Below are 15,958 nucleotides of genomic sequence, written 5' to 3' on the forward strand. Positions count from 1 at the left end.
CCGCCCCCGCCGTTTGCGGTCAAGCCCGGCGATGCGTCGCCTCGTCGCCGAAAACCGCACTCACCCCAACCAGCTGATTTTGCCCATGTTCGTGCGCGAAGGCCTGAGCGAACCGGTGCCGATTAGTTCGATGCCGGGCGTGCAGCAGCATTCGCTCGACTCGATGCGTCGGGCGATCGCCAGAGCCGCCGAGCTGGGCATCGGTGGTGTCATGCTGTTCGGCGTTCCGGAGAACAAGGATGCCGAAGGCTCGGGAGCGATCGACCCCAACGGAATCCTCAACGTCGCTACGCGCGCCGCTGTCGCCGAGGCCGGTGACGCCCTCGTGGTGCAAACCGATCTCTGCCTCGACGAATTCACCGACCACGGACATTGTGGGGTGCTGCGCGAGCGCACGCATCCCGTGACCGGCATGATCGAACTTGTCGTCGACAACGACGCCTCGCTCGAGCGCTACCGCGAGATGGGCGTCGCCCAGGCCGAGGCTGGCTCGCAACTGCTCGGCCTCAGCGGCATGATGGACGGCCAGGTTGCCGCCGTGCGCGACGCCCTCGACACCGCCGGCCACGCTGACACCCCCTTGCTCGGTTACGCCGCCAAGTACGCGTCGGCGTTCTACGGCCCGTTCCGCGAAGCAGTGCAGTCCTCGCTCGAGGGCGACCGCCGTGCCTACCAACAGAATCCCGCCAACCGCCGCGAAGGCATCCGTGAAGTCGAACTCGACATCGACGAAGGTGCAGACGTGGTGATGGTCAAGCCCGCCATGAGCTTCCTCGACGTGCTGGCCGACGCCAGTGCCATCAGTAGCGTGCCCGTGTGGGCGTACCAAGTCTCCGGCGAATACGCGATGATCGAGGCCGCCGCAGCCCACGGCTGGATCGACCGCCGCCGGGCGATCGAAGAATCAGTACTCAGCATCCAGAGGGCCGGTGCCGAAGCGGTGCTCACCTACTACGCAACCGAACTTGCAGAATGGCTACGCCGATGAGCAACAGCACCCCGACCACCGCCCCCGCTACCAACCAAGAGTCGTTCGACCGCGCTCGCGGCGTGCTGCCGGGCGGTGTCAACTCGCCCGTGCGCGCCTTCGGTTCCGTCGGCGGAACGCCCCGCTTTTACGTGAAGGCCTCCGGCTCGTACGTGACGGATGTCGAGGGCCGGTCGTACATCGACCTCGTCAACTCCTGGGGCCCCGCCATCCTCGGCCACGCTCATCCCGAAGTGATCGACGCCGTACAGCAGGCTGCGTCGCGCGGCCTCGGCTTTGGAGCGTCCACTCCCGCCGAGACCGAGCTCGCCGAACTCGTGCGTGCGCGCATTAGCGTCGGGGGAGTCAGCCCGATCGAACGCTTGCGCCTCGTCTCCACTGGAACCGAAGCCACCATGACGGCCATCCGCCTTGCTCGCGGTGCCACCGGTCGCCGCCTGCTCGTGAAGTTCGCCGGTCACTACCACGGCCACTCCGACGGGCTGTTGGCTGAAGCTGGCTCTGGTCTCGCCACGCTGTCGATGCCCGGTTCCGCTGGCGTCACCGCCGAGACTGCCGCGCAGACTCTCGTGATCGAGTACAACAACGTTGCCGCCCTCGAGCAGGTCTTCGCGGAGCACGGTCACGACATCGCCGGTGTCATTTTCGAGGCCGCCGCCGCGAACATGGGTGTTCTCGCCCCGCAGCCCGGCTTCAACGAAGCCATCGTGCGCATCGCCCACGAACACGGCGCCCTCGCGATCAGCGACGAAGTTCTCACGGGCTTCCGCGTTGATCCCGCTGGCTACTGGGGCTTGGATGCGCGTGCCGCCGCGGCCGCCACCCCCGAGACTCCCGACGCACGCTGGGTTCCCGACCTCTTCACCTTCGGCAAGGTCATCGGTGGCGGGATGCCGTTGGCCGCTTTGGGTGGTTCGGCTCGCATCATGGAGTTGCTGGCGCCCCTCGGCCCGGTCTACCAAGCAGGCACCCTGAGCGGAAACCCGGTCGCCGTCGCGGCGGGCCTCGCGACGCTTCGGCTCGCCGCCGACGCCGTGTATTCGCGGCTCAACCAGGTTGCCGAAACGCTCTCGACAGAGACGTCGGCCGCGCTCTCCGCTGAGGGTGTTGAGCACGTTGTGCAGCACGCGGGCAACCTGTTCTCGTTCGCGTTCACCCCGACCGAACCCATGAACTTTGCCGACGTGAAGGCCCAGCAGGGCTACCGCTACGCGCCCTTCTTCCACTCCATGTTGGAGTCGGGGGTTTCGCTGCCTCCGAGTGTGTTTGAGGCGTGGTTCGTTTCGGCAGCCCACGACGATGGCGTGGTCTCGAAGATTGTCGAAGCACTGCCGGCCGCCGCGAAGGCTGCCGCCGCGGCATCCGCCCCGCAGTAGGTCAGCGAAGAGCCACCCAACTGAAAACTCTGTGTGAGTTCGCTGGGCTGCCCTATGCCAATCTGAGAATATGCTCCAGAATGGCTATCTGCGTTACCAGAAAACCCTGACCACGGGCTGCAGCTAACGCGAGTATGTTGGAAGAACCAACCGGCAACGAAATGGAGTTCACCATGAAGGGCAAGATCCTCCTAGTAGTAGGACTCGGCATCGGCTACGTGCTCGGAACCCGCGCTGGCCGCGAAAAGTACGAGAAGATCAAAGCCACAGCAGGCAAGCTGTGGAACGATCCCCGCATTGCGGAACAGCGTCACAACGCTGAAGATTTTGTGAAAGACAAGGCTCCGGATGTCGCGGAATTCCTCGCCGACGGCGCCAAGAAGGTCGTCAAGCAGGTAGCCAGCAGCAAGGGCAACAAGTCATCGTCGAGCGATTCGGCGACCACGACTACTGCCGCCAAAAAGAAGCCTGCCGCCAAGAAGTCTTCGTCAACGGCATCCTCGACGAAGTCCACCAACGCAAAGTAGGGCTGCCATGTACGGTGAATCACCGAAGACAGACCCCCAACGCGAACCGAAACGTTCGCTAGCTGCACTCATCGCCGACGTGCCTCGCCTTCTTGGCGAGCTCGTTCGCGGAGAAATCGAATCGCTCAAGAGCGAGATGGTGGCGAAGCTCAAGCATGCCGGAATCGGCGTAGGCCTTTTTGTGGGAGCAGCGTTCTTCGCGCTCTTTGCCCTCATGGTGCTCATCGCTGCCGCCGTGCTTGGCTTCGCTGAGGTTGTGCCTGCGTGGGCCGCCGCCCTAATTGTGGCCGGCATCCTGCTGGTAATCACGGCCATCCTTGTGCTGATCGGCGTGAGTCTGGTCAAAAAGGGAACACCACCGGCTCCCACCGAAACGATCGAAAGTATTAAGAGTGATGTTCGTGCCATCAAAGGCACCCGAAAGCGGAGGTCATAATGTCTGACAACAACGAAGACAAGATCGAGCAGGCTCGCGCAGAACTTGAGCGCACCCTCGACGCGATCGAAGATAGGTTCAACGTCGGCAAGCGCGTCGACGAAGTAGCGACCCGGGTGCGCAGCTCCTATGAGAGCAACCCGCTGCCCTGGATTATTGGTGCAGCGGCAGCAGCAGTGTCGGTTGTTGCCGTCGTTGCGTGGGCAATTCTTAGCGACGACGACTAGCTCGATTAGCGTCTGACTCCCCAACAGGGGGAGTATAGGAACATGGTTAGAAAAGCACTCGATGGTTTGCGCGTGCTGGTACCACGCGGAGGCAATTGGGGCGACGGCGTCGCAGCACTTTTGAGAAGTTATTCCGCAGTGCCGGTAATCGCACCACTTATCAATTTCGCACCCTCGGAAAACGTTCCGGCACTCGCTAACGCGTTCCATGAACTCAATGATGGCCAATTCGATTGGCTTGCTGTGACGAGTGCGACAACGGTCGACGTGCTCACGGCAAGCGGGGTCATCATCCCCGAAAATACCAAGATTGCCGCCGTCGGCGAGACTACGGCCGCTGCCCTCACTCTCGCGGGTCATCGCGTTGATTTTGTGCCCGAGTTCGACAACTCCGGCCGCGGTCTGGTCAAAGAATGGCCCGATCGCACGCCCGGGCTTCGCGTGCTGACGCCGCAATCCAATCTTGCCGACACCACACTGCCCGATGGTCTTGGGGAGCTCGGTATCGAGGTTGTTAGCGTTTCTGCTTACACAACCATCGGAATGCCGGTGGCCGACGGAGTGCGCGACGACGTTGCATCCGGTCGTATCGGCGCTGTTCTTGTGAGCTCAGGATCGGTCGCGCGGCAAGTAGCCGAGCAACTCGCACCTCTTCCCGAAACCACGATCGTTGCCTGCATCGGTCCACGCACTGCATTCGATGCACGCGCTGCCGGGCTCACCGTGCACGTCATTGCCGAAGATCGCTCAAGCGTCTCGCTTGTCGAAACGCTCGGCGAGTACCTCAGCCGCTAGCACTCGTCTTACCCGCCCGGGCCTACCTGCCTTACGCTCTTGACCTTCGGGCGGGGATAGCTGTCTGGCACTCCCGGGGCAGGACCTGTAACCCGGGGTGTGCTGTTCTGCGATCTAGCCCACGTTGAGGGCAAGTACCAAGAAGATGATGCCCAGCAGCGGGGGAGCTCCCTGAATAATGGCAGCGCGTGCCATCTTCGGCTGCGAGGTAATAAGAACGATGGCGGCGAGGAGCATGCTGAGTGCCGCGAACATTGCCAAGGCGACGCCCGCCGGCCACAGGTTAAGTGACCCCATCATGACGAGTCCGGTGCCAGCGCCGAGAGCGAGAAAAGCGTTGTAGAAACCCTGGTTGTAGGCCCACGGCTTGACGATCGCCGCTTCTTCAGCAGTTCTCACGCCAAAAGTTTTCTGCACGCGGGCTTTGTTCCAGAGAACACTCTCCATGAAGAAGATCATGATGTGGATGAGGGCGGCGAGAAAAACGAACGCCGATCCGAGGACGGCAAAGAGACTGTTCATACTCGAAAGTCTGGCACAGCGTTGGCGGTGGTTAGGCGTGCACGTCAACCACGGTGCGACCACGAGTTCTGCCGGCGATGATGTCTTCGCCGGCAGCGATGGTCTCGCTGAGCCCGATCATGGAGGTTGTGCCCTCCAGGATGCTGAGGTCGAGATCGCGTTCGAGACGATCCCACGCCTCCACTCGCCGTTCTCGGGGCGTGAAGACAGAGTTGATGCCCACTAGGCTCACGCCGCGCAAGATGAACGGCATCACACTGGTGTGGAGATCACTGGATTGGGCGTTGCCGCAGGCGGTGACGGTTCCGCCGTACTGGGTTGAGGCAATTGCTGACGCGAGGGTGGTGCCGCCGACGGCATCGATGGCCCCGTTCCACCGCTGCTTCATGAGGGCGCGAGGTTCTGCGCTCAATTCAGCGCGATCGATAATCGTTGTCGCACCGAGCTCGCGCAGGTAATCGTGTTCGCTTTCGCGCCCCGTGGAGGCGGAGACCGTGAAACCGAGCCGACTGAGCAGTGCGATCGCGATCGATCCAACACCACCCGCCGCACCGGTGACGAGAACGTCGCCCGTGACGCCACCGCGTTCGAGCGCGAGCACGGAAAGCATTGCCGTGAAGCCTGCCGTGCCAATGGCGGCGGCCTGCTTGTTGGTGATTCCGGCGGGCACTGGCACGACCCAGTCGCCGGGAACTCTCGCACGCTCGGCGAAACCACCATGGTGGGTTTCACTAAGGCCGCACCCATTCACCAGAACCCGCTGACCGGCACTAAAACGTGAATCATCGGATGCCGCTACGACCCCGACAAGGTCGATCCCAGCGATCAGGTGCGGCTCGCGAACGATGCCCGGCCTGCCTGTGAGTGCGATGCCATCTTTGTAGTTCAGGCTTGAGAACTCGACATCGATGGTGACATCTCCCGGCATCAGGATGCTGTCATCCAGTTGCTCAGAAAGCTCGACGTGTGCCGGAGCTTTGGGGTCAGTCTCGTTCTTGGTTACTTCAATTCCACGCCACATGGGGCAAGCCTAGGGTGCGAGGCTGAGTTGTCGCCGTCGCCGGGTGAGTCGTGCCCATCGCGGAGGTTTAGCGGCAGGTTGCGGCAAGGTCGATGACCGACTGCGGTGGATAACCGTAAATCGATACTCCGTTGCCGCCCGCGGTATGGCCGTGGCTGAGTGCCCACGCCGTGGCAAACTGCTCGATGGAATCTTGGCTAGAGATATCGAGCATCGTGGGGCATTTGCTGCTGATGGCGTGCCCCACCTCGTGAGCCACGAGTGCTTGGGATCGATCCGACGGCCAGAGGCGCGCAGTTGAATCCGAAAGTTCGATCACGGCCCTATTGTCGCCTTGCGACCACCACGTGGTGAGCCCACCGAGAGAGTCGCCTTGCCCGTAGCCGTTCACGATGGGCGACCAATCGAACTCGAGGAGCACTCCTCCGGCGAGAGATCGTGCGAAAGCTTCGGCGGCGAATCGCTGAGCCTCAAGAGGCCCGGCTTTTTCGGCGAGCTCTGCCTGCTCTGACACGGTGACGGCAATTGCTGCAGCGGCCAGGATCTCCATCTTGTCGACCGACGCGGAATCAACGCCGTTCGCGAAAACGTCCAGATCTTCACGAGCGACCCGGAACGCAATCACTTGGTCATTGCGAGCAGAAAGGTGCGCGGCCTCGAAGGCGGGTCCGGCCGCGACAGCCGACTTGAACAGCACGACAGCTTTCTCGGTGAGCACGCCCTGGGACTGCTGCACGAGTGTCTGCGCAGCATCGGCGTCGGCGGTTTCGGAGGTATGCGTGAGGATGTGTGCTCGCAGATCGGAGGCTTCTCGCCACACATCCCAAGCGAATGTCGGCTTGCGCGCAACCTCGAAAGTAGAACGATCACTGTCGATCTTGTCTGCGACAACGACCAACTCGGCGAGCTCGTCTGCGGCACTCGTGAACTCGGTGAGCGCAACAGGATCCACAAGTTCAGGGGTGGACGCAGCAGCGATCGAGTCGGCGTTCAGCCCAGCGTCTGTGGCGGTAGCCGCGGTGATCCGCAGCACATCGTGGGCTTCGGCCGAGATCTGGGTGGCCACCTGAAAGTCCTCGAGCGCGACGTCGTAGGAAGTGCTGGCGGTAGCGTGCACGAGCGCGCCAACCAAGATCACTGCCAACAACGCTCCTGCCCCGAGGAACAGCTTGGCATGGCTCCTCTTGGCAGGTGCTGGTGTGAAGGTTGGCGGCGGGACCGGTGCGAACGGTTGACCGTACGCGGGCGGTGCGTAGTGCTCGATGCGCTCGCCAAAAGTTGGCGGCTGCGGCTGCGGCTGCGGCTGCGGCGACGCTGGCGGAGCGAGGTGTTCGACGCGTTCGCTTAGCTTGGGCGGTTCGAGCTGCTCGCCGCGTTCATCCGGTGCCTCGGCCATAGTTTCTCTCTGCTGCAGCGCTGCGGTCAGTGGGTTACAGGTGGTGCGGGATGCTGCGGCTAGCCGAAGAGAATAGCGGCTTCGTCGTAGCGTGACTGCGGCACCGTGTTGAGCTTACCGAGAGCATCCTCGAAAGCAACGTTGGTGATCTCGGTTCCCTGCAGCGACACCATGCGACCCCAGCGACCGTGAATGACGGCGTCGACGGCGGCGAGGCCGTAGCGAGTGGCGAGTACGCGGTCGTAGGCGCTTGGCGTTCCCCCGCGCTGGATGTGACCGAGCGTGGTCGAGCGAGTTTCGAGACCGGTGAGGGCCTCAATCTCGGGGGCAAGCATGTCGCCAATTCCGCCGAGGCGGGGGCGGCCGAAAGCATCGAGGCCGCGCTCGGAGTGGGCGTCATCCATGGTGTCGAGGGTGAAGCCTTCGGCAACAACAACGAGGGGCGCACGGCCGCGGTCGCGAGCAGAATTTACCCACTCCACGATCTGCGCCATTGACGTCTTCTGCTCGGGGATGAGGATGGCGTGGGCGCCAGCAGCCATGCCCGAGTGGAGGGCAATCCAGCCCACGTGGCGGCCCATGACTTCGGCGACCATGCAGCGGCCGTGCGAGTCGCCGGTGGTACGCAGGCGGTCCATGGCGTCGGTGGCGATCTGCGTGGCGGTGTCGAAGCCGAACGTGTAGTCGGTGGCCGAAAGGTCGTTGTCTACCGTCTTGGGGACTCCGACGATCTTGATACCGGCATCCGTCAGCCGCTTGGCAGCAGCAAGGGTTCCCTCGCCACCGATGGCGATGAGGGAGTCGACGCCTAGGCGTTCCATGTTTTCGCGCACGGTGTCTGCGCCGTCGGTTCCCTCGAAGGGGTTGGTGCGCGAGGTGCCCAGAATGGTGCCACCCTGCTTGGAGATGCCCTGGATGTCTTTGCGCTCGAGGGGCATGGCGTCGCCTTCAACGACTCCACGCCAACCATCACGGAAGCCGACAAACTCTTTGTTGTAAACCTGGGTGCCTTTGAGCACGATGCCGCGAATAACTGCGTTCAGCCCGGGGCAGTCGCCACCGCTGGTCAGGATTCCGATCTTCATGAATCCATCATGGTGCATAGCTTTAGGCCCGAAAGCCATGAAAACCAGAAAATGTTAACTTCGGCCGTTATTTAATAGCCGAGAGGGTAGCGATCGGATGCGCGGAGCAGGCCGTGGTGGCTGCGTGCTCATCGCACACGACGAACTGTTCGCGGCAGGCCGGGTTGTGGCAGTTCTCGATGCGCTTGGTTGCCGCGCCGCACTGGTAGCACTCGCCGATCGCTTTCGTGTCTGCCGTGAAGTCGATGGCCATGCGCTTGTCGAAGACGTAGAGCGAACCGTTCCACAGGCCGGAGTCGCCGTACTTTTCGCCGTAGCGAACGATGCCGCCGTCGAGTTGGTAGACCTCGCCGAATCCGCGGCTGCGCATAAGAGAGGAGAGCACTTCGCAGCGGATGCCGCCCGTGCAGTAGGTGACGACGGGAATGTTCTTGAGGTGGTCGTACTTGCCGCTGTCGAGTTCGGCGACGAAGTCACGAGTGGTGTCGACATCCGGAACAATCGCATCGGTGAACTTGCCGATCGCAGCCTCGATGGGGTTGCGGCCGTCAAAGAAGGTCACGTCTTTGCGGGCCACGAGTTCATGCAGCTCTTCGGGGCTCAGCTTTGTGCCGCCGCCGACCACACCGTTTTCGTCAACCTGAAGCTCACCGGGAGCGCCGAAGCTGACGATCTCGTCGCGCACCTTCACGCTGAGCTTCGGGAAGTCGTTGCCCTGGCCTTCGCTCCACTTGAAGTCGATGTGCTTGAACGCCGGATACTCGCGCGTTTTGCGCACATACCGCTTAATGTCTTTGAGCTCGCCGCCGACGGTGCCATTCATGCCGTCTTTGGAGAGGATGATGCGACCGCCGAGCCCGAGGAACTCGCAGAGGTCGCGCTGCCACAACCGCACAGCCTCCGGATCGGCCAGCGGCGTGAACACGTAGAAGAGAAGGATCTTAGGAACAGCCACAGGGCAAGTTTACGGCTGTTGGCTGGGGGTGGCTCGCTAGTCCACGGCGTCGGAGGTGGTGCCGGAGTCGCTGTTCCAGAACGCACGCTGTTTTTCGCGATCCACAAGCATCGCCGCGTACTGCTGACGCAGGTATTTGGGGTTTACGAGTTCTCGGGAAAGCATCTCTCTATACGTGAGTTCTGCTTCAGGAAATCGTTCTAACCACAACGAAGCGGAGTACAGGCTGCTAGCGGCGATAAAGGTCAGGAGGAATGTGAACGAAGCCACGGTGCTGAGCCACCACGGCGTAACATCTGGGCTGAGCTGAAAGCTGGGCCACACTACGAGAAAGACGAGCACTACTGCGCCGCCAATCGTCGGAAGCGCTCGAATCCGCGGAACGGTTGCGAGTGCTTGGTAAAGGCCTAGGCCAGCGCCGCTCAGCGCCATCGTCACGATCCACATCATGCGTTGCTGCGCTCGCCGAGCATCGCCGCGTACTCCTTGCGCAGGTCGCGGGGATTGGTGAATTGTTGCGCGACGAGCTGCCAGTAGCTGAAGCCGGCTTCGGGGAAGATCCGCAACCAGATCCGCGGGGCGTAAGCAACTTGGGTAATGATCAGGCCGCCGAGAAAGGCGTAGCCCATCATCCCGTGGCCTCCTGTTGTTGCGATGATGACGATTACCGCGCCCATGCCCACCATGAGAATGACGACGTTGGGAAGCGGTTTGTAGGTCGGAGTGCGTGCTTCGCACGACAGCACCCCCGTGATCAATCCGATCACCGCCGCAATAACCAACCACATCATGAGACAAACTCTACGTCAGGGGTGCCGCGTAATCTACCCTGTATGACTTTCGCGCTCGCCGCCGCCGAGCCTGTGCGCCTGCGTTTCGCGCCCGGGCGCCCGGTCGATGTGCGCGCCACCCTGCAGCCGTTGAAGCGTGGTGCCGGTGATCCGACCATGCAGGTGGATGCCACGGGCACCTGGCGCACGATGCTCACGCCTGCGGGCCCCGCCACTTTGCTTCTCGTTCAGCACCAGTCGCATGTGGAGTGCACCGCGTGGGGCGCCGGAGCCGAGTGGGCGATTGACAGCGTTCCCGAGTTGCTGGGGGAGGGCGACGACTGGAGCGACTTCGATGTTTCAGCGCTTCCGTTTGCCGCTGAGGCGCAGCGGCAGAACCCCGGTCTGCGGTTGACTCGCACTCGACTCGTTTTCGAGGCACTCGTGATGGCGATTCTGGAGCAGAAAGTCACCGGCATCGAGGCGAAGCGGGGGTGGCGCATCCTCGTCACCAAGTTTGGTTCGCCAGCACCCGGGCCAGCCCCGGCCGGGATGCGGGTGGTGCCGTCGCCGCAGGAGTGGGCGCGGATTCCGTCGTGGGAGTGGCACCGCGCCGGAGTCGGGCCGCAGCGCTCGGCGACCGTGATGCGCGCGACGCAAGTGGCGGCATCCCTCGAGCGCACGGCCGACTGGGGTCGTGGCGGGCCGCGCATCGAGGCCGCGCTGCGATCAGTCGTGGGCGTTGGTGTGTGGACGGCCGCCGAAACCGCGCAGCGCTCGCACGCCGACCCTGACAGCCCGAGCGTCGGCGATTACCACCTTGCCGCCGTCGTCGGCTGGGCGCTGATTGGCGAACCCGTCGACGATGAGCGGATGCTCGAACTGCTCGAGCCTTGGCGCGGCCACCGTCAGCGCGTTGTGCGACTCATCACGGCATCCGGGTTTCGTAAGCCAGCGTTTGGGCCGCGGATGACGATTCAGGATCACCGGGGGCACTAATGGCGCGCAGGATACGCGACCCGCAACTACGAGTTCAGTGCGGCTGTTCCATCGCTCGCTTCACCCGCGCCAGTGCCTCTGCGGCCAGTATCACCAGATCATCCCGACCAGCGGTGAGTGACAATGACTCTTCGCCGAGTACGTCGTATGTCAGGTCGACAATCTGTTCAGCACATGTGATGCCCAATGAGCGGATCAGCGCAGTGATGTCTGCATAGTCCTTGCGCGCATACCGCGCCATTTTCATGGCAAGAAGGGCACGCTGCGAAGCAAGCCGGAGCTTGTGCCCGCGGAGCTCGACCTCCACAAAATGTCGCGGATCTGTTGTGTCAAACGTGATGAAAGGGCGGGCATTCTCGTTGACCCAGTCGGGATCCAGGCCGTGCTCTTCAGCCATCTGTCTTCCGATGAGTTTGACGCGCTCGAACGGGAAGAAGAGGCCATCGACGTCGGGAGTGAGCTGGTCGCGGCCCAAGTGAATTGCCATCGCGGCGCCGCCGATAACGTAGGCGTCGACCTCGACACCCTCGGCGGCGGCGCGTTCGAGGAGCTCGCCGAGCAATTCCGTGATTTCGCTCGCGTTGAGTTGACGGTAGCCGCCGCTCATGCGATCGCCCAGTCTTCAGCCCGCGAGAGGATGTTCTTGTCAAGGAACACTTGAGGTGTTCGCGCTCGCAGCCAGTCCCGAAATTCTGGACCGGGGTCGTCGCCGGGTGAGGTTTCGTGGGGCAATGCTGGGACAGCGAGCATCCACTGAGGTGGGGTTTGGCCCGCACGCTCGAGTCCGTACGCAAACGCGGTCGCGAGGAAGGTGTCCCAGAGTGGGATCCCGATCGGCTTCGACGGTTGCGCTATGGCCCACTGGGGAAGGTTCTCACCGGCCTCGCCGGTGCGAATCAGGCGCCCGACGCCTTCAGCTAGATCTCGGATGGCCGACTCCGAGTCGCTTTTTCGCAGACTTTCCGTCATCGCCCGGGACACCGTTGTTGGCGACAGCAGTTGGGCTGCGGATGTTGGTTGTGGGTTGATCTCCCAGCCCGTAGCGGCAAGCAGGCTCTGCATTGTCGACCAGGTCGGATCAATTTCTTCGTGCTCGATGCGACTGATTGTCGACTGCGCAATGCCGGCGCGGCGCGCGAGAGCGGCCTGGCTGATGCCCGCGCGAATGCGAGCGGTACGGATCGTTTCGGCTGCGAGCGTCATCGGTTCTCCTTTCGCGAGTCATGAGTATTGAGGCTCAGTGTACTTCAGAGGCTATGCATTTACGCATAGCCCGCGCGACTTCGATGGTTGCTTAGCTGCGACTAGCCAGCGAAGCGTCGGCAAGCGCCGCGCGAAACGCCCCGTTCGGGCGAGCGTTCGGCAGGGCCGCACGCACCTCAGCCAGCGCGGTGTCGATCGGCAGCCCGAGGTGCCGCGCGGCATAGAGCGCAGCGACGGTGGGGGTGCGGCTTTGCGCCTGCACGCAGTGGAGCAGCACCGTGTGGCCTTCGGCGCGCAGGGCGGCCACGGCATCCGCTGCATCGGCGAGCACGAAGAGCAGGTTCGGGTTTTCGGAGGGCGTTGACTTGTCGATCAGGCGCACCTCGACACGGTGGCGGATGCGGGCCGGCACCTGCTTAGAGCCGATGCGGCAGAGTGACACCACGGCATCCACTTCGGCCGGAAGCGCGTCGAGCGCGCCGACAGCGCCGAGCCAGACGCCGGCGTCGTGCGGATGTGGCACCAGCGTCGATACGTCGCCTAACTTGGTGTAGTCGATGCGTTCGGGCACCGGCTCACCCCGCACGATCTCGGTGGAGAGGCGCACCAGGTCGAGGCTCGTGAGGTTCGGCCAGCCGTGCACGATGCGCTGCCAGGCGGCGGGAATCGCGGAGAGTCCCCAGCGGGCACCCACGAGACCGCCCGCGATCGCGGCCACGGTGTCGGCGTCGCGGCCACCCCGCACGGCACGCTCGAGGGTGTCGACGAGGCTTTCGCCATTGACGATCGCCGACCACGCGGCCTGCAGCGCTTCCACAACCCAGCCGTTCTTGGTGAAGTCGCGGGGCTGCCGGGTCCCGGCGTCAGCGATGAACTCGGCCCAGCGGGCGGCGCGATCGGGGGCGAGGGCTGAAAGCCCGACCCGAACATCCGCCTCGCCAGTGAGGATTGCGTGACGGATGGCGAGGCTCCAGAGCACGCAGGCGTCGCCGGCATCCTCGTCAAAGTGGGTGAGGTCGCTGATCGCGCGCGCCGCCTCGGCGAGACCAGTGGCGTCGCCGAGGTAGGCGAGCGCGACCGGGGCGGTGCGCATGAGCGAGCCGTTTCCGCCACTGCGACCGCGAGCGTCATGCACGCGGCGGGCGGATGCTCGGGCGGCGCTCGCGGTAGGTTCGATGCCGCGCAGCACTCCGCTGGTCTGCACCCCGACATCCGGCGCCGTCTTGGCCCAGTTGACCCAGGCCGCGACGATCTCGTCGAGCACAGCCTCGTCGCGCAAGTCGCGACCGGAGGCCGCGGCGCGCAAGATGGGCACGGCCATGGAGGTGTCGTCGGTCCATTCGCCGGGCGCCCAGCCGAAGCCACCGCCGCCCTGCATGACGACCTCGCCCTCGAAGGGGGGCCCGAATTCGTAGCCGGCGCCGAGAGCATCGCCGCACGCCATCGCGAGCATCACGCCGGTGGCGCGGTCAGTTTGTGCGCTAGAAAGTCTCATAGGTTCTCCGTGGCTGTGTCGGTGGGGAAGACCGCAACCTTGCGGCTGCAGGATTCACTCCGTTTCTACGCCGCTGGACGGGATGAACTTCTGTAGGTAGTTGCGGAGTGCAGGATCGCAGACATAAACGTAGGTGCCACGAATTCCACGGGTGAGGAGCACCGCGTAAACATTGCTGATTAGCTGCAGCAGATCGGCGTCGGTGTAGACCTTATCGAGCGTTGGATTGTTCTCCTTGCCCTTCTTGTCGAAGTAGGAGTCACGGTCGATGAACAGTGAGTCGGTTTCGGGGTCGTATCTCAGGTCATTCCCGATGATGACGCCGGCATAGTTGAGGTCGTATCCCTGAACGGTGTGAATCGAGCCGACTTCGTCAACTGAATTTGGGGAGGCGATCCAGTCCACCGCCTTGCTGTTCCAGCGAAGCTGACAGCCGTCGATTTCGATGTCGTAGGCGGCGGGCTGCTTCTTGGACTTCCACTCCCACGCGTAGCCAGCGGTAAGCCTGGACAAACCGAACTCGGCATCCTTCTCGCGAATTTCGTCGTGCATCTGCTCAACACTGTCGAACAGGCGGAAGTCATAGCCCGCAAATTCTTCAGGTATCAGTGGAGCAGTTTTTGCTTCGATCGATGCGGCACCTATTAGGCGGCGGACGTAGCCAACGTAGTCCGACTCGGCTCGCACTCGCATCTGCGATGCGAGTCTGTAGTGATTGCTGACAGCTTTCGCGTCTTGAACCAAAGCGCGTGTCACAGACAGCGGGAGGTCGGCGGGGCGAACGCTCTGAGCTTCATCGATGAGCAAGATCTGATGGCGGCTTTTGGCGCGCAGCCAATCTAACTGCGTCTTAGTTTTATCGTCAGTCCCAAAGAGCGCTTCAGTAATTTTTTTGAACTTGACGTTCTGGGGGCCCGAGGCCTGGTTAGCTCGCTGGTTCAGGCGGTGCGCTTCGTCGACGATCAAAATGTCGAAGTCTTCGGTGGACTCTCCGACCTCGAACGGAGTCATCACCATGCCCCGAGTCAATCCGGGTGTCTTCGCGAAGACGTTCTGAATGGACTTTCGCAGCGACTGTTGCGGTACAACGATTCCGAGCCGCAATCCGTCGAGGATTTGAGGGTAACCGGATGCAAAAAACTCGGAGAACATCGAATCCTGGTCGATGTCATTGCCCGGTTCGGATTGCGCGATGTCGACGAGTAGCTTCATGAGGTAGATCGCAATTACCGTCTTCCCCGTGCCCGGGTCGCCCTGAATCACAATCGTGCTGAGTTTGCTCTTCTCGAGGTTCTCGAACAAACCCTCGACGATGTCTTCAACGGCGATTGCTTGATCAGGGCTGAGCGACTTGAACGGGGACAACTTGAAGAGATCGCTGTTCTCAATCTCCGGGATTGTGCGCGTGAACACTCCATCGGACCGTAGTTTCTCGAAGACTTCCCGGAACGATGCCTGATAACGCTCACGATCGTAATAATCGGAATCGGTGATCCCGTCGTTCCGGTTCAACACACGATAGGTTCCGTCCCCGGCAAGCAGACGAATCAGGTACGACTCTAGATCTAGACAGGCTGACTTATTGAATGTGCTGTCGATCACCACACGTACCGTCTTAAGGTGACTCTTGCTGCTCGAGTCGATGTGCTGCAACATCCTGCCGGCTGCATTGCGCGACTCGCCCACATAGACGTCGCTGAGCCGCGACCTATTGCCTGCCACAGTTTTTGCTGCGTCGTCTAGGACATAAACCACGGGCCAATTGGTATTTCGCGCGCTTAACTGGGCCCAGACTCCGATGTCTTGCTTCTTGAACGCGACCCGCTCAATCTCAAAGTCGGTCATATTTAGTGCTCGCGCCTTGGGCTTTCTCGACGGGGTATTTTTCCCGTGAAACGGCAAGTTTGTCTCTAACAATCTGATCGGGAGTTACTCCTATTCGATCAGCGAGCATGAAGCAGTAGGTCAAGACGTCGGCGAGCTCTTCTTGAACTCGCTCCGGATCGGCCTGTGCGTTCCACTGGAAACACTCGAGCAGCTCGCCAGCTTCGATTGAGATGCTCTTGGCCAGGTTCTCCGGTGCGTGAAACTGTCCCCAATCGCGCTCCGCCACGAAGGCCCTGATCTCGTCTCGGAGAGAAGGTTCATCCATATCGCCAACCT

The 15,958-nt window shown here is 62.3% G+C and carries 19 protein-coding genes; 7 read left to right on the forward strand and 12 right to left on the reverse strand.

Annotated features, from left to right (window positions below):
• The first annotated feature begins 31 nt into the window (after positions 1–31).
• From hemB to ON14_RS09180, 6 genes are all read left to right on the forward strand, one after another.
• A complete protein-coding gene (gene hemB, locus ON14_RS09155) occupies positions 32–988 on the forward strand; it encodes a porphobilinogen synthase (RefSeq protein WP_237719724.1) in 957 nt (318 codons plus the stop codon).
• On the forward strand, positions 985–2,364 hold the full coding sequence (gene hemL / locus ON14_RS09160) for a glutamate-1-semialdehyde 2,1-aminomutase (RefSeq protein WP_010204665.1): 1,380 nt from the start codon (positions 985–987) through the stop codon (positions 2,362–2,364). Before hemB ends, hemL begins: the two co-directional genes overlap by 4 nt.
• A 173-nt stretch (positions 2,365–2,537) precedes the next feature.
• On the forward strand, positions 2,538–2,891 hold the full coding sequence (locus tag ON14_RS09165; RefSeq protein WP_026037636.1) for a hypothetical protein: 354 nt from the start codon (positions 2,538–2,540) through the stop codon (positions 2,889–2,891).
• Between the two features lie 7 nt (positions 2,892–2,898).
• Positions 2,899–3,327, forward strand: a complete 429-nt coding sequence (locus ON14_RS09170; protein WP_010204667.1) for a phage holin family protein — start codon at positions 2,899–2,901, stop codon at positions 3,325–3,327.
• The gene (locus ON14_RS09175; protein WP_010204668.1) at positions 3,327–3,554 is read left to right on the forward strand and encodes a DUF3618 domain-containing protein; all 228 of its coding nucleotides are present in this window, start codon (positions 3,327–3,329) and stop codon (positions 3,552–3,554) included. Before ON14_RS09170 ends, ON14_RS09175 begins: the two co-directional genes overlap by 1 nt.
• A gap of 42 nt (positions 3,555–3,596) precedes the next feature.
• Positions 3,597–4,349, forward strand: a complete 753-nt coding sequence (locus ON14_RS09180; protein WP_010204669.1) for a uroporphyrinogen-III synthase — start codon at positions 3,597–3,599, stop codon at positions 4,347–4,349.
• Positions 4,350–4,463: 114 nt separating this feature from the next.
• On the opposite strand, the gene ON14_RS09185 is transcribed toward ON14_RS09180, so the two are convergent.
• The 7 genes from ON14_RS09185 to ON14_RS09215 all read right to left on the reverse strand — a co-directional run bounded on the left by ON14_RS09185 (position 4,464) and on the right by ON14_RS09215 (position 10,119).
• Positions 4,464–4,871 (reverse strand): DUF1304 domain-containing protein, encoded by a 408-nt coding sequence (locus tag ON14_RS09185; protein WP_010204670.1) that lies wholly within the window; start codon positions 4,869–4,871, stop codon positions 4,464–4,466.
• A 31-nt stretch (positions 4,872–4,902) separates the two neighbouring features.
• On the reverse strand, positions 4,903–5,892 hold the full coding sequence (locus tag ON14_RS09190; protein WP_010204671.1) for an MDR family oxidoreductase: 990 nt from the start codon (positions 5,890–5,892) through the stop codon (positions 4,903–4,905).
• A gap of 67 nt (positions 5,893–5,959) precedes the next feature.
• Positions 5,960–7,288, reverse strand: a complete 1,329-nt coding sequence (locus ON14_RS09195; RefSeq protein WP_010204673.1) for a hypothetical protein — start codon at positions 7,286–7,288, stop codon at positions 5,960–5,962.
• 59 nt (positions 7,289–7,347) lie between these two features.
• Entirely contained in the window at positions 7,348–8,373 is a 1,026-nt protein-coding gene (locus ON14_RS09200; protein ID WP_010204674.1) for a 6-phosphofructokinase, read from the reverse strand.
• Positions 8,374–8,440: 67 nt separating this feature from the next.
• Positions 8,441–9,328: an oxygen-dependent tRNA uridine(34) hydroxylase TrhO gene (gene trhO, locus ON14_RS09205; RefSeq protein WP_010204675.1), complete on the reverse strand. Its 888-nt coding sequence runs from the start codon at positions 9,326–9,328 to the stop codon at positions 8,441–8,443.
• A gap of 36 nt (positions 9,329–9,364) precedes the next feature.
• The gene (locus ON14_RS09210; RefSeq protein WP_010204676.1) at positions 9,365–9,778 is read right to left on the reverse strand and encodes a hypothetical protein; all 414 of its coding nucleotides are present in this window, start codon (positions 9,776–9,778) and stop codon (positions 9,365–9,367) included.
• The gene (locus ON14_RS09215) at positions 9,775–10,119 is read right to left on the reverse strand and encodes a hypothetical protein (RefSeq protein ID WP_010204677.1); all 345 of its coding nucleotides are present in this window, start codon (positions 10,117–10,119) and stop codon (positions 9,775–9,777) included. Before ON14_RS09215 ends, ON14_RS09210 begins: the two co-directional genes overlap by 4 nt.
• A 42-nt stretch (positions 10,120–10,161) precedes the next feature.
• On the opposite strand from ON14_RS09215, the gene ON14_RS09220 reads away from it, so the two are divergent.
• Positions 10,162–11,097 carry a DNA-3-methyladenine glycosylase family protein gene (locus ON14_RS09220; protein ID WP_010204679.1) on the forward strand — a complete coding sequence of 312 codons (936 nt, stop codon included), beginning with the start codon at positions 10,162–10,164 and terminating at the stop codon, positions 11,095–11,097.
• Between the two features lie 34 nt (positions 11,098–11,131).
• Here the strand turns inward: ON14_RS09220 and ON14_RS09225 are convergent, their stop codons facing one another.
• From ON14_RS09225 to ON14_RS09245, 5 genes are all read right to left on the reverse strand, one after another.
• On the reverse strand, positions 11,132–11,704 hold the full coding sequence (locus tag ON14_RS09225) for a nucleotidyltransferase (protein WP_010204680.1): 573 nt from the start codon (positions 11,702–11,704) through the stop codon (positions 11,132–11,134).
• Entirely contained in the window at positions 11,701–12,300 is a 600-nt protein-coding gene (locus tag ON14_RS09230) for a helix-turn-helix domain-containing protein (protein ID WP_010204681.1), read from the reverse strand. The genes ON14_RS09225 and ON14_RS09230 overlap by 4 nt, the downstream gene beginning before the upstream one ends.
• 91 nt (positions 12,301–12,391) lie before the next feature.
• Positions 12,392–13,795: an ADP-ribosylglycohydrolase family protein gene (locus ON14_RS09235; protein WP_010204683.1), complete on the reverse strand. Its 1,404-nt coding sequence runs from the start codon at positions 13,793–13,795 to the stop codon at positions 12,392–12,394.
• A gap of 54 nt (positions 13,796–13,849) precedes the next feature.
• Positions 13,850–15,640: a DUF2075 domain-containing protein gene (locus ON14_RS09240; RefSeq protein ID WP_010204684.1), complete on the reverse strand. Its 1,791-nt coding sequence runs from the start codon at positions 15,638–15,640 to the stop codon at positions 13,850–13,852.
• Complete coding sequence (locus tag ON14_RS09245) at positions 15,627–15,947, reverse strand: nucleotide pyrophosphohydrolase (protein ID WP_010204685.1); 321 nt, start codon at positions 15,945–15,947, stop codon at positions 15,627–15,629. The genes ON14_RS09240 and ON14_RS09245 overlap by 14 nt, the downstream gene beginning before the upstream one ends.
• Positions 15,948–15,958: the final 11 nt, after the last annotated feature.

Source organism: Salinibacterium sp. PAMC 21357 (assembly GCF_000247645.1).
Classification (GTDB): Bacteria; Actinomycetota; Actinomycetes; order Actinomycetales; family Microbacteriaceae; genus Rhodoglobus.